Source organism: Streptomyces sp. NPDC031340 (genome assembly GCF_055569945.1).
Map to the genome: position 1 here is coordinate 1 of NZ_JBVIIE010000085.1, position 12,543 is coordinate 12,543.

Below are 12,543 nucleotides of genomic sequence, written 5' to 3' on the forward strand. Positions count from 1 at the left end.
GGGGCTCTGTCTTCTCCCCCCCCCCCCCGTTCCTCTTCCCCGACCCCAACTGAGATGTTCTCCTCCGTCGCGGAGACCCCCCCCCCCCCCCCCCCCCCCCCCCCCCCCTCCCCCCCCCCCCCTCCTCCCCCCCCCCCCCCCCCCCCCCCCCCACGGCCGGATGTCCTCGGGGTCATGCGCCCGGACCGCGGCCGGTCCAGGGGGCCGTGCCGTCTACGAGGTTGGCGAAGCCCGCGGAGGCGAACAGGAGACGGTCGGTGGGCAGGCCCCGGCCGCCGCTGTAGCCGATGTACGTGACCACCGTGGGCAGCGGCCGCGCGGCTCCGGCCGGGACGATCAGCCAGGCGGCGACGGGCTCGCCGTTCCAGCCGGCGAAGCGCACTTCGAAGAGCAGCTTCCCCTGGTACCAGCGCCTGATCGCAGCGCAGCAGCCGACCCCCGAGCGGGCCTGAGGCACCGGCTCCCACCCGGAGCCGCACAGGCGCACGACCGGCTTGTCGGAGGGCACTGTTACCTTCCGCCCATGACCGCATCGGACGTTCTGCTCCACCGTATCGAGCACGACTCGTCGCTGGCTGCCGCGCTTGTCTGGCCGGGTGACTTCGACATCGATCGCCGGGACCCCGTGGAGGACCTCGTCCTCCCGTCGGGCCGGCCGCTGCGTCCGATAGCCGGATGCGGCGCCGGTGGCACCTATTTCCTCTGCGGGGAGACCGGGGACGAGGAGCGGGTCGTCCTGTACGCCGACTCGGAGGGCCAGGCCACCCTGATCGGCGCCGATCTCGTCGAGGCCGTCACCCTCGTCGTCGTGCTGCCCTTCTGGCGCGACCTGGCGAAGGGCTACGCGATCAGCGAAGTCGGTTTGGATTTGCGGGCCGACCATCCGGACTTCGACGCCGAGCGCGACCGCCTCCTGAACGCCCTCGGGCTGGCCCCCGTCACCGAGGAGGAGGCCGCCGCGCGACTGCTGGCCGTGGCCGCACGCACGGCCCCGGACTACGTGCCGCGCGTGCCGGACGACGATCACCTGCCGTACGAGCTCATGTTCCCGGGCAGCCCCGCATAGCGCTCGGTCGATCCAGTCGATTCAGTCGATACAGAATTCGTTGCCCTCGATGTCCAGCATCGGGATGCACGACTCGTTCTCCCCATCGGCGTACAGCGTTCGCACGTGGGTGGCGCCGAGCGCCACCAGTCGTGCGCACTCGGCTTCGAGCGCGGCGAGGCGCTCGCCCCCCACGAGCCCGGTGCCGACCCGGACGTCGAGATGCACCCGATTCTTGACGATCTTGCCTTCGGGGACGCGCTGGAAGTACAGGCGCGGGCCCACGCCCGAGGGATCACTGCAGGCGAACCACGAACCCCGCTTCTCAGGAGGCAGGGTGCGGTTGAAGTCGTCCCAGGTGGCGAACCCCTCCGGTGGCGGCGGCGGGACGTACCCCAGCACCTCGCACCAGAAGCGAGCGAGGCGCTCAGGGTCCGCGCAGTCGAAGGTGACTTGGAACTTCTTGATCGCTGCCATCGGCGCACGGTACCGCGCACCAGAGGGACCCCGCCGCTCATTTCCACCGGCGGATCCGCCCGCCCCCACCGATCTCTCTTGTGTCCCGGTCGGGGAAAGACGCTGGATCGTCGGGGGCGTCCCGCCTTACGGTGGCGCCATGAGCGATCACTCGGAAGCGCCTGTCGCGCCCGTCGAGGCTTTCGAACCCCCCTACTACGTGGCGGTCTTCACCACGGTCCGAAGCCAGGACCAGAGCGGCTACCGCGAGACCAACGCACGCATGGAAGACCTGGTCAAGGACATCCCCGGGTACCTGGGGATGGACCACGCGCAGACTCCTGGCGGGCTGGGCATCACCGTCGGCTACTTCCGCGACGCCGACGCCCTCACGGAGTGGCGGACCAACGCCGAGCACCGCGCGGCGCAACAGCGCGGGCGAGCCGACTGGTACCAGAGCTACACGCTCCATGTGGCGAAGGTGGAGCGCAGTCACGGCTTCACGCGAGCGTAGGCCCCGCCGGGCCCGACAGCAGGACGACCGCTCGAAGTCACCTCCGGGTCCGGCACGGCATGCGGCGTGCCCAGCTCAGTCGGCGGTGCCGGGCTCCACGACCCACTCGGCTTGCAGCCCGCTCACCGAGGCGATCATGTCGAAGTCGCCGTCGTAGTGCAGGACCGTGGCCCGGTGTCGTTCGGCGGTCGCCGCGATGAGGACGTCTGCCAGCGACAGCGCCCGATGAAAGCCGGCGTTCAGCGCCAGCGTCTGGATCGCGAGTGCCCGCTCGAACTCCTCATCGTTGCAGGGCAGGTAGTCGAAACCGCGGAGCAGAGTACGCAGGCGCAACGCCTCGGGCTTTCCCCGTGCCGAGTACAGAACCTCGTACTCGGTCGGTGCGCAGACCGCCAGGAGTCCGTCGCGGTCCAGCGCATCCAGCCGCGCCCGCACCTCCGGCTTGGCCCGGCGGGCCAGCGCGGACTTGTCGATGAGGTAGCGTCCCTTCACGCCGCCGAGGCCCCTCCTTCGCGCTTCAGCGAGCCGTCCGGATTCCGCGGCCCCGTCTGCGACCGGATCTCCGCGAACACGTCCTCGAACTCGCCCTCGTCAATGGCATCGAACAGTTCCCGGCGCAGCCGCAGCCTCACCCCCTCCTCCATGGCCGCCCGCACTGCGGCGGCCTTCGTCTTCACCCCGTACACCCGCATCGCCTGCTCGACGATCTCCTCGTCCAGATCGATCACAGTCCTGGCCATCAGTCATCCCTCCGCACAACCCAACGACACGGCAACGATATCAATTCAAACTTGGAAATGACATCATGATGTCGGGGTGACGATGCCGCGGGCGCACGGAAACGGGAGGCGGCGGAGGGCACATCCGTTGCTGAGCCGTACGTCGGGTTCGATCCCGGCTGCCTACCATTGTCCGTGCTGCACCGAAACGGACTCTGGTCGCACCGACGCGCTGCCGACCCGGCGCCGAGCAGACCACGACCCGAACCGGCACCCGCCGCGCTCACGGCGCCGACGGACACCGGGCTTCCACACGTCACCGCACTGGAAGAGCGGGAGGCCGCACCGCTCGCCGCGACGGCTTGCTTTCTGGCGCCGGGGCCACTCCGCGTCATGACCTTCCGCTTCGAGACACTCGCCCAGCAGCTCGACGAGTCATACGACGCCCGCGCGGAGCTGATCTGGATCGGCGCCGACGCCATACCCGCCGTCATCAACGGCCTGCCGTCTCTCGGCGGCTTCGGTCAGCTGACCGCCATCAAGGTCTTCGAGGAGGTGGGCGATCCCCGTTGCGGCCCCACTCTTATCGGCCTGCTGGACAGCAACAACCCGGTTGTCCGCGAATGGGCGGCCATGGCCCTGGTGAGCCTGGAGATCAACGGCGCCGTCGAGCCCCTGCGCCGCGCCTACCGCGCCTACCCGGAACGCGCGACCCCACCTGGCCGGACCGAGTCCGTCGGCATCCGCTTGGCACTGACCGAACTCGGCGCCTGCACCCCTGTCGTCCCGCCGCTAACCGCGCGCCTACGAGCCGCCATTGCGGACGACGCCCCGGGCTGGTCTTCGACCCACTGCACCGAGATCATCAAAGATCTCGCCGACCATGCCCAAGTGATCCTCTACTCCCAGTTCTGACGCGTGGACGCCGGCCGCACGTGCGGCATCTCCGGCACTGGCCTGAATGGGAACTCAACTGGACCGCGCCCTGGGAGCGCTTGGTCGAGGAGTTGCGCACCTGGTCCCTGCTGGAAGCCTCCGAAGCCCCCATCGGCGACAACATCTTCGTCGCCCCCACCTGGATCGACCGTACCGACCTGTACCCGGAGAGGTGGCCGATGCCGTCCCAGCACCCTTAGGCAATCGGCTACAGCCATGTGATCGAGCGCTACGTGACGAGGAAGGGCTCAGACCACCCGCGCTACCGCGAACCGACCTCCGCCAAAGCATGGACGGGGAACAACGGAGAGCGAAACAGGCAACAGGCAACGACGCCGAACCCCGATGCTCCGGGCGCGCGTCGTGCCAGACTCACTCTCGGATGCGAAACGAAACGACGCCGTTACATCGGGTGTCCACCCTCGGGTTTCGTGTCGCTCGGTGGTCGTCTGATGACGGCTCCCCGTGAGGGCGGACGGCTCTCGCGGGCACTGTTCACGGGGAGGTTGACGATGAGCACGACTTTACGTTTCGGCCCGGAACTTCGCCGATTACGAGTGGAGGCGGGGCTGACTCTGACCGAGTTCTCCGCGGCGCTCAACTACGACAAGGGACACCTCAGCAAGGTCGAGCGCGGGGAGCGTTCCGCTTCACCCGAACTGGCCCGGCGGTGCGACGCCTTCCTCGGCGCGAACGGCGAGTTACAGCGCCTGGTCACCCATCCCGAGACTGGCGCGCCCTCGGGCACCGCCGAATCCCCCGTCAGTCCGAGCCGCTGGCTCGTTGGACGCCGGGCGATCCTCTCGGCGGGTACAGGAGCGGTGATCGACCTCGGACTGAAACTCGGCGGTCAGGCGCTCTCCTCCACCGACGACCCTCTCCTGCCCTCCTTCCGTATGCAGTTCGACCAGCTCCGGAAGCTCGGCCAGTCCACCCCACCCAGGGTCCTGCTGCCCCTACTGGAAACGCAGACCTACATGATCGCCGGGCTGGCCGCCGACGCCCGGTCCGTGTCTCGGGCCCCCGCGTTTCTGCTCGCCTCGCGGTTCGCGGAGTTCACGGGCTGGATGGCCCAAGAATCCGGGGACAGTGACGCGGCACTCGGCTGGACGGGCGAGGCCGCCGAACTGGCGCGCGCCGGAGGTGACCCGTACCTCAGTTCCTACGCACTGGTGCGACGCGCCCTGGTCACGATGTACGGAGGGGACGCCGCCAGCACCGTCGCCCTGGCCCGCCGCGCCCAGAGCAGCCAACTCCCGCCGCGCATCCGGGGGCTCGCAGCCCAACGGGAAGCCCAGGGGCATGCGCTCGTCGGCAACGAAGTCGACTGCCTCCGCAGCCTCGACAGGGCGCGGAAACTGCTCGCCAGCGACGACGCCCGCAACGGCGCCGAGCCCGTGATCGGCACCTCCCATGTGAGCGATCCGGCGGCGATGTCGACCGGCTGGTGCCTGCACGACCTCGGTCGCCCCAAGGCCGCCGCCGAGGTGCTCGACCGGGAGTACCGCCGCATCCCGCCGCACGCGCTGCGCACCCGCGCCCGGTACGGCTTCCGCAGGTCCCTGGCCCATGCCGCCTCCGGAGAGGTCGAGCATGCGTGCACGATCGCCGCGGAGCTGCTCGGAGCAATTCCGGCCGTTCCGTCGGCGACGGTGAACAGCGATGTTCGGCGTCTCGCACGGGAACTCTCCCGGTTCCGGAGCAGCCGCGCCGTACGTGATCTGCAGCCCGCGCTGGCACGCGTACTCGCCCCCGCGCACGACTGACAGCCGCTCCAGACCCGATACCCGCTCCACGACCGGCACAAGCTCGAGCCGCCCGGCTCGCCGGCCTACCCGGTCCCTCCAGCCTTCCGGATCTCACGATCCCCGGCGGGACCCTCTGGCTACCGCCCGACGCGTCGCATCGCACCCCCAGCTTCTTCGGGCTGACCGCGACCAGTGACGCACCAGGCGGCGCGCCTCCATCTGCACGCCCTTCCGTGGATGCGCCATGCCGTCACACGGTCGGGACCTCGTGGCCCGGGCGCACCGGAGCCCCGGTTCACAGCCCCGTGCCCGTTCACCCCGTCTTCCCCTCATGAAGGGAACCTTCATGCCCGACGTCTTCGTCAACTACCGCACAGGCGATGAGGAGACCGCAGCGACCATGATCGCTCGGGAACTCGCCCGCCGGTTCGGCGACGAGCGAATCTTCTTCGCCAGCAACTCGATCGAGCCCGGACGCCGTTTCCCGGTGGAACTGGTCAGGGCGGTGGAGGAGTGCGAGGCTCTCCTCGCCGTGATCGGTCCGCGCTGGGCGGAGGTACGGGGCGCCGGCGGCCGCCCCGCCTTCGAAGCCGAGCAGGACTGGACCCGTCGCGAGATCCAGACGGCGCTCGACCGCGGGGTCCTGGTGATCCCCGTGCTCGTCGGAAAGGCCACGAGGATCGACCGCGCCGTCCTTCCAGACGTTCTGCTGGAGCTGGCGGACTGCCAGTACAGGCGGTTCGACCACCGCAACGCCGAATCGGACCTGACGGCGCTCGGCGACACTCTCGCCCGGCTCCTGCCCGAGCTGGGTGCGGTAGACCAAGACGCCCGTGCGGTGCGGGACCGGACAAAGGCGAAGTCCCGCGAGAAGCTGGAACGGGACACCGGGCACACCAGGATGCGGACGCGTGACGTCGAGCAGCGCGTGCGCGGCGGCATCGGAAATCTCAACGGAGACCTGTCCGGCACCTTCGTCAACGAGCCACAGGGGCCTGTGAACACCGGTCGGGGTCATCAGTACAACGCACCTCACTTCGAGGGCGACAACACCGGGGTCCAGTTCACGGCGGGCGACAACAGGGGTAGGCTCCACCAGCGCTTCGAGCGCGAGCGCCGGCAATCGGGCGACGGACGATGACCGAGCAGGACCGCGTCACCGTCAACGATCCGCGTGGCCCGGTGAACAACGGCGAGGGGCACCAGTACGTCTTCTACGGCGTCGGCGCAGACTGGATGATCCGCAAAGGGGTCGAGTCTCTCCGGATCACCCGCGAGGACCGGGTGCGTCTCGCCGATCGGTTCGTTCCACCGGTGGGCTACCGCGTTGCCGCCGACCATCTGGAGAAGCCCGGATCGGTGGTGCTGCTGGAAGGGCCGCCCGGCAGCGGCCGCCGCGCCGCAGCGATCATGCTGCTGCACGGGTTCGGGGAGGACCGGGGCGCCGCCGAGGAGGGGGTCCGGTTCGAGGAGCTTCCCATCACAGGCAAGGACGAGAGTCCTCTGGTTCCCGGCATGGGGGACCGTTTCCTCCTCGATCTCTCCGGAATCGCCGACGAGGAGATGTACGACAAGGCCCAGCGCCGCCTGGCCGTGCGCCGGTCACAGGTTCAGGAGGCGGGGGCCCACATGGTCGTCATCCTGCCGTCGGGCATGGAGCACGCCCACCCGCCGGACCTGGAATCGCACACGGTGAGGCTGGGACGCCCCAGGGGCATCGCCGTCATCACCCGGCACCTCCGCATGGACCGGATGCTCTTCCGCCCCGCGGACCTGGGGAGCACCGACCTCCAGCACCTGTGCGACCGCTCCCCCATGCGGGAACTGGCGCGACTCGCGGGACTGGCGAGGGCCGCTCGCGACAGCGGCCGGTTCGGCGCCGACTTCGCGGGATGGCTCGACCAGGCGATGCACGCGGTGACCGACCGTGCCGGCGAGGTGGGTCTACAGGTGGCCGCAGTCCGCACCGCACCCGAGCGGGCCCTGCTGCTCGCGACGGCGATGTTCGAGGAGGCCCGCGCCGACATCGTCTACGAGGCGTGGCACAGTCTGATGAAGACGGTGAGGCACGAGGAGGAAGCGACGACCGAGCTCGCGCGGACGGATTTCGGAGAGCGGTTGGCGGGGCTCGGGATCGAGCGGGATTCGGACGGACGGCTCCGCTTCGAACGGCTGGCCTACGCCGACGCGGTACGGACATACTTCTGGGCGAACTTCCCCGGGGTACGCGACGACCTCAGGGACTGGATCGGCAGCGCCGCCGGGCTGCGCGGTCTGACCACCGACGACCGGGTGAACATCGTCATCCGCTTCGGCGAGCGGGCCCTGGCCGTCGGGCGGCCCGACCACCTCTTCGACCTCGTGGAGCGCTGGGCGGACCGCACGACCGGAACGCCCTGCGATCTGCGAGCCGTGGCGGCCCTCGAACTCGGTCTCGGCCACGAGAGGTTCGGGGGATGGTTCCGTAAGCGGATGTACGAGTGCGTCGTGAGATCCGGCTCCTTGTCGGACGGTCTCGCCCGTGTCCTGACCACAGCCTGCGTCCAGAGCCTCAGCGCGACTCATCCGGATCAGGCAGTGGTGCGGCTGCACTACCTCGCCGTAGGAAAGGGGGAGGCGGCGCGCGAGGCCCGGGAAGCGCTTCTCGACCTCGTCGGCCGCGACCGCCGGCTCTACCGACTGTTGATCGACCGCTTGCGGGACCGGGCGCGTCGGGAGCCGCACGGGGCAGAGCCCCATCTCCAGCTGCTCACATTGCTGTTGAGGAGCGACCGGGCGCCTGACCCGCCGACGTGGCCGGACCTGTTCCTCGGCTGGGAGGCGGTGTTCTCCCAGCCGCCGACGGAGCTCTGGAACCCGCTGGTAAGCAGCTGGCTGAACACCGTGGCGGACGACAGCACACGGAAGATGTCGCTGGACGTGATGGTTGGGGCGACGCGCGGCCGCGCGGCCGCGCTTCACCGCCTCTACACCATCGCCTGCGGCTGGGCTGAGTCCGCGCGCCACCCGTCCCGGGCAGCGGTCGCCGCCCTTTTCTGGCAGTACATCGACCACGTGCAGTACGGCCGCACGGAGCGTGCGGACGCCGGACCACGGACCACGGAAGAGGCACGATGAGACACCGTCTTCCCTGCTTGTTGTTCGTCGCACTCTGCGGCCTCGCACCGGCTGCGCTCGGAAACCTCCTACACTGGTCGGCATGGCTGTGGGGCTTCATGTCCATGGTCACGGCCTCGGGCTCCCTACTGCTTGTGATGACGGTCCTCAGCAGTGGCCGGGCGTCGGCCGACCCGTACGAGTCCGGGGAACCCGAGCCGCCCGCAGCGCCGGTGGAGCAGCCGTACCAGGAGACACGGGTGATCGACGCGGTGCTGCCGAGCGCGACGGACGGCTACGACTTCCTCTTCTCCGCCACCGTGTGGTGGAAGCCTGTTCCCGACCACACCGGCCGATCCGACGACGCCTCCTCGGCCCTCGCCGCCGCCTCGGTCGTCAGCCGGGCCCGGGAGGTCGTCCGCCACGAGGAACCCGGCCGGGCGAGCTTCGCGCAGTATCTCCTGGACGGGGAGTTGGGCGTCCCGCTCCCGGACCGGAACGAACGGGTGAAGGCTCTGGCGGCCGATGTGACCCTGACCCTCGCTCCCGCCGACCGCGAGCGTCTGCGGAAGCTGAACGATCTTCGCAAGGACGAGGAGATCTGGGAGTACGAGCGCCAGCATGAGCGCAACAAGCGGCGCTACCTCGGCGACGACGTGCTGAAGAGTGCGGGCAGCGCGGTGGTGTGGTGGCTGGCCCGCCACGAGAACGAGATCGAGAAGGCGGTCCACATGATCGGCCCGCTCGCCCAGATCGCGGCGGCGGCCAACGACGAGGAGGTGCCCGAGCTCTTCCGCCACCTGCTCGTTCCGCCCGTAGGCGCGCGGAGCGAGGCGACCGTCGGGGGACCGCTGTGGGACGAGAGTGGCCTCGGAGGGGAGATGTTCGGCCTCGAGGAGGAAGTGGGGGTCCCGGATCGGCTGCGTCTGTTGCTAACCGCTGCGGGCCTCAAGCCGGACATGGACGGGTACACGGTGTTCGTACACCGTGTGATGCGATACCTGAAGGCGGAGGGGCTGGACGAGGCCGCCGACGATATCAGGCGGGCCTTTGGCCTGGCCCCCCACGAGGGGCCAGAGGGCGACCCTTCTGGCGAGGGGGACACCAAGGGACCCTGGCCGCCCCGCTCCCCAGCCCACGATGGCCCGCCATCCACCCACACGGCTGCGTACCCGGATGCCGACGGGGGCGCGGACACGTTCACGCCCTGGACGGCGGAGAGCAGCGCAAACGACAGGAACAGAGACCAGTGGGAGACGGGCGAGGACGACCTGACATCCCCACACCTGTGGGACCCCTCCCACAGCCCGCACCGGCCCGCCGAGCCCCGCCAACGGGACGAGGACGGAAACTGATCCGATAGAGGGCGATTCTCCGAGGTTCCCGTTCGCCGCACACCGCGGCAGGGGATCCCGTCCCGAAACAGGACAGGTGGGAAGGAGCCTAACCTCGAAAGACCAGGCTCCTTCCCAGCTAGATCATCGGGGTCTGCTGCACGATCGGGTGACATCTGAACTGGCTTGCAAATGCCTCTCCGGACACGAAGGCGGCCGCAACCCGGTCCCTTACCAGGGATGGGCGTCCTATCTCTGGGCGACAGCCCGACCGATCCCGTCCCGGAGGGACTGTAGAACCCTGCGGCGCAAGTTCACGTAGGGGATTGGTCAATCTTGACTGTCCTGCTCGGGATGTGGCGCGTCAGCGGTCTCACTGAGGGCGGGCGGCAGGAATTGGGCATGCTTTGAGCGCAGGTATTCCACGCCGTCATCGTGATTGGCCCGGTAGTTGAGGCTTCGTTCTACAAACTTGAGTCGATGCCGGGCATCGTTGATCACTTCGGACCAGGTACGTACTTGTACGCGATGGCGGTCGGTGCGCTGAATGTAGCCGAACGGCAGTCCAGTCTGGTTTCGGCGGGACTCGGCGAACTCATCCAGAGTGTTGCCGATGACCCAGAAGTCCCAGGAGACGTTCGGCTTGTTGAACCGCTCGTCGCGCATGACCGCGAGCGCATATTTTTCGATCTGCGTGAGTTCGTCGGCGCCGATTACCTCACTCGGCCGCTTCAGTTCGACCACGATATTCTCGACTCGGTCTTGCGCGATCTCGCACGTGCGAGTGAGTACAAGGTCAGGGATGGGGTTGGTGCCGTCATGGCGCAGCACGGGCTGCGTGTGATCGGCGAGTTCGACGTCTTCACCAAGGAAGTGGAGATATTTCGCGAGCACCTTGGTCAGAGACTCATCGTCACCGGTCAGAGCATATTCCTCGCCGAATACCCAAGTCTCGTTGGCGAGGATCCGGTGAAGTTGGCGCCGCTCCAGTGTCTGGCGTCGCGGCTCGCTGTCGAACAGTATCGTGTCGAGACCGGACAAGAAGCTGAGCCGGTCTCCGATCTTCTTCGATGTGGCAATGATCGACGAGAGGGTGGTTCTGTTGAGCAGCTCGCTGAGTTCGGCCAGCCGTTCCGCCGACAGTTCGAGAACGCCTTGCAAGACGTTATGGAGGTTCCCCGGGTTGGACGCGAGGGCTTCACGGAGGAGCCGGAGGGTGAACTTTCGCGAACGGAAGTCTCCGTCGTTGATCACTTTCGACGCGCTGAAGGCGACGATGTCGAAGACCTGCCGCTCCGCGTTCTCAGTGGCGGAGGGCGATCCGTCAGTGTACGGATAGCTTCCCTCCGATACCCACTCCCTGATGATCGACCTGCTCTTGTCCGCACTGCGGCGTTTGAAGTGCTCTCGCAGCTTCTCTTTTGCCGTCGCGACAACCGTACTCATGGGCTCCAGGCCAGATTCTGCGAGCAGTACGTCATGGCCTCGGAAACCGTTCCACTTGAGGTAAGCGGTGAATTCGAATCCGGGCGCCTGAATCCCTGGCTTGATGTCATGGAGCGCCATGCCGGCCTCATCGCACAGATATAAGGCCCGGTCGACCTGGCGACGCCACTCGATGACAACAAGTTGCGGCCGGTCATCCAGTCCGTCGACATCTAGGTCGTATTCTTCACGTTCGACCTGCAGCGCCGCCGGATTGAGTCTCTGACCACGCCACGAGATCTCCACCTGCCGGTACGATTCGAGATAGATCGCGAATTCTGCCGAGAGAGTGTCAATCAGCGAGTCCTGCTCAAGCTGCTTACCTGCCGCTTCATTGACCGAGACAATGGAGACCGTGGTGCCCTTTTCCCTCTCGGCTGGAGCGGTGGTGATCTCGAAGCGGCGCAGGTTGTGACGCTCGGCGCGGATTCTCGTCTCGGTCGCAGGGTCGTTCTCGTGTACCGTGCACCATTCGACGACATCACCGATACCGAATGCCGCGAACCGTCCCTTACCCTGTTCTCCGTGAAGGCGCCGTCCCTGCTGCCGCGTGGCTCTGGTGGCCCTCTTCCATGAGCCCCCCAGCGCACCGAATCCCTGCTGTACGTCGTCCGGTGACATGCCGTGACCGCGGTCCACGACGAGCACGCGTTCCACAGCACCCAGCGTGCTGAACTCAAGGCTCCCATCGACGACGTCAGCATCCGCGTCAAGGGCGTTCCAGATGAGCTCCGTCAGGCCGGCGCGCGGACTACGGACAAGGCGGGCCAGGTGATCTCCGTCCACCTGCACAGTCAGGGAATGCATGCGTGCATGAAAGCACGAGGTGGGCCACTTGTGTCCAACTTCGTCCAGTCGGCCATCGCCTTCCGCGCCATCGCGGCTTCAACAGACTGCCCTCCAGTCACCGTTCCTCAAGAGCAGCCCCCGATGTAACCCACCGAGCGCGCCCTCTGCCCTGATCGTGTCCCGCCAACGCGAAGACAGCACCTGCGCGGAAACACGGCCAGACACGTTCGACCAATCCGACGCCCAGCCGCGAAACCTTTGCCACTCGCAAGACAGAGCACCATCATCCCCGCCGCATGAACGAAGGCGGACGCGGGCCACGAGGCACTTCACGGCCGCAGGCCAGACTCTGGGCAGTACACATACCAGCACGGGCGCTCTCATCCCATCCAGCACGAATCCAGCACGGCAGGGATGACCA

General features: G+C 67.9%; 13 protein-coding genes. 8 read left to right on the forward strand and 5 right to left on the reverse strand.

The window, feature by feature from the left end; genetic code table 11:
- Window positions 1-172: 172 nt before the first annotated feature.
- Window positions 173-508 (reverse strand): acetylxylan esterase, encoded by a 336-nt coding sequence (locus tag ACZ5GT_RS38380; protein ID WP_469035902.1) that lies wholly within the window; start codon window positions 506-508, stop codon window positions 173-175.
- A 15-nt stretch (window positions 509-523) separates the two neighbouring features.
- Between ACZ5GT_RS38380 and ACZ5GT_RS38385 the strand changes: the two genes are divergently transcribed.
- Window positions 524-1,066 carry a hypothetical protein gene (locus ACZ5GT_RS38385; RefSeq protein WP_469035903.1) on the forward strand — a complete coding sequence of 181 codons (543 nt, stop codon included), beginning with the start codon at window positions 524-526 and terminating at the stop codon, window positions 1,064-1,066.
- Between the two features lie 21 nt (window positions 1,067-1,087).
- Here ACZ5GT_RS38385 and ACZ5GT_RS38390 read toward each other — a convergent pair whose 3' ends face one another.
- On the reverse strand, window positions 1,088-1,522 hold the full coding sequence (locus ACZ5GT_RS38390) for a VOC family protein (protein WP_469035905.1): 435 nt from the start codon (window positions 1,520-1,522) through the stop codon (window positions 1,088-1,090).
- A 139-nt stretch (window positions 1,523-1,661) separates the two neighbouring features.
- Between ACZ5GT_RS38390 and ACZ5GT_RS38395 the strand changes: the two genes are divergently transcribed.
- Entirely contained in the window at window positions 1,662-2,015 is a 354-nt protein-coding gene (locus ACZ5GT_RS38395; RefSeq protein ID WP_469035907.1) for an antibiotic biosynthesis monooxygenase family protein, read from the forward strand.
- Between the two features lie 75 nt (window positions 2,016-2,090).
- On the opposite strand, the gene ACZ5GT_RS38400 is transcribed toward ACZ5GT_RS38395, so the two are convergent.
- Window positions 2,091-2,507, reverse strand: a complete 417-nt coding sequence (locus tag ACZ5GT_RS38400) for a PIN domain-containing protein (protein WP_469035909.1) — start codon at window positions 2,505-2,507, stop codon at window positions 2,091-2,093.
- On the reverse strand, window positions 2,504-2,755 hold the full coding sequence (locus ACZ5GT_RS38405; protein ID WP_189294968.1) for a type II toxin-antitoxin system VapB family antitoxin: 252 nt from the start codon (window positions 2,753-2,755) through the stop codon (window positions 2,504-2,506). The genes ACZ5GT_RS38400 and ACZ5GT_RS38405 overlap by 4 nt, the downstream gene beginning before the upstream one ends.
- A gap of 372 nt (window positions 2,756-3,127) precedes the next feature.
- Here ACZ5GT_RS38405 and ACZ5GT_RS38410 point away from each other — a divergent pair, with 372 nt between their 5' ends.
- From ACZ5GT_RS38410 to ACZ5GT_RS38435, 6 genes are all read left to right on the forward strand, one after another.
- Window positions 3,128-3,649, forward strand: a complete 522-nt coding sequence (locus ACZ5GT_RS38410; RefSeq protein ID WP_469035914.1) for a HEAT repeat domain-containing protein — start codon at window positions 3,128-3,130, stop codon at window positions 3,647-3,649.
- Window positions 3,650-3,669: 20 nt separating this feature from the next.
- A complete protein-coding gene (locus ACZ5GT_RS38415) occupies window positions 3,670-3,870 on the forward strand; it encodes a hypothetical protein (RefSeq protein WP_469035917.1) in 201 nt (66 codons plus the stop codon).
- Window positions 3,871-4,182: 312 nt separating this feature from the next.
- A complete protein-coding gene (locus ACZ5GT_RS38420; RefSeq protein WP_469035919.1) occupies window positions 4,183-5,436 on the forward strand; it encodes a helix-turn-helix domain-containing protein in 1,254 nt (417 codons plus the stop codon).
- Between the two features lie 328 nt (window positions 5,437-5,764).
- Window positions 5,765-6,559, forward strand: coding sequence for a toll/interleukin-1 receptor domain-containing protein (locus ACZ5GT_RS38425; RefSeq protein ID WP_469035922.1), 795 nt, complete (start codon window positions 5,765-5,767; stop codon window positions 6,557-6,559).
- The gene (locus ACZ5GT_RS38430) at window positions 6,556-8,535 is read left to right on the forward strand and encodes a hypothetical protein (RefSeq protein WP_469035926.1); all 1,980 of its coding nucleotides are present in this window, start codon (window positions 6,556-6,558) and stop codon (window positions 8,533-8,535) included. The genes ACZ5GT_RS38425 and ACZ5GT_RS38430 overlap by 4 nt, the downstream gene beginning before the upstream one ends.
- A gap of 137 nt (window positions 8,536-8,672) precedes the next feature.
- On the forward strand, window positions 8,673-9,869 hold the full coding sequence (locus tag ACZ5GT_RS38435; protein WP_469035930.1) for a hypothetical protein: 1,197 nt from the start codon (window positions 8,673-8,675) through the stop codon (window positions 9,867-9,869).
- 309 nt (window positions 9,870-10,178) lie between these two features.
- Here the strand turns inward: ACZ5GT_RS38435 and ACZ5GT_RS38440 are convergent, their stop codons facing one another.
- Window positions 10,179-12,140, reverse strand: a complete 1,962-nt coding sequence (locus tag ACZ5GT_RS38440) for an ATP-binding protein (RefSeq protein WP_469035933.1) — start codon at window positions 12,138-12,140, stop codon at window positions 10,179-10,181.
- Window positions 12,141-12,543 lie beyond the last annotated feature (403 nt).

Coding starts and splice junctions, on each gene's coding strand:
- ACZ5GT_RS38390 (WP_469035905.1), bottom strand. CDS start 1,522: ATGGCAGCGATCAAGAAGTTCCAAGTCACCTTCGACTGCGCGGACCCT.
- ACZ5GT_RS38395 (WP_469035907.1), top strand. CDS start 1,662: ATGAGCGATCACTCGGAAGCGCCTGTCGCGCCCGTCGAGGCTTTCGAA.
- ACZ5GT_RS38430 (WP_469035926.1), top strand. CDS start 6,556: ATGACCGAGCAGGACCGCGTCACCGTCAACGATCCGCGTGGCCCGGTG.
- ACZ5GT_RS38420 (WP_469035919.1), top strand. CDS start 4,183: ATGAGCACGACTTTACGTTTCGGCCCGGAACTTCGCCGATTACGAGTG.
- ACZ5GT_RS38440 (WP_469035933.1), bottom strand. CDS start 12,140: ATGCATTCCCTGACTGTGCAGGTGGACGGAGATCACCTGGCCCGCCTT.
- ACZ5GT_RS38410 (WP_469035914.1), top strand. CDS start 3,128: ATGACCTTCCGCTTCGAGACACTCGCCCAGCAGCTCGACGAGTCATAC.
- ACZ5GT_RS38425 (WP_469035922.1), top strand. CDS start 5,765: ATGCCCGACGTCTTCGTCAACTACCGCACAGGCGATGAGGAGACCGCA.
- ACZ5GT_RS38385 (WP_469035903.1), top strand. CDS start 524: ATGACCGCATCGGACGTTCTGCTCCACCGTATCGAGCACGACTCGTCG.
- ACZ5GT_RS38435 (WP_469035930.1), top strand. CDS start 8,673: ATGACGGTCCTCAGCAGTGGCCGGGCGTCGGCCGACCCGTACGAGTCC.
- ACZ5GT_RS38405 (WP_189294968.1), bottom strand. CDS start 2,755: ATGGCCAGGACTGTGATCGATCTGGACGAGGAGATCGTCGAGCAGGCG.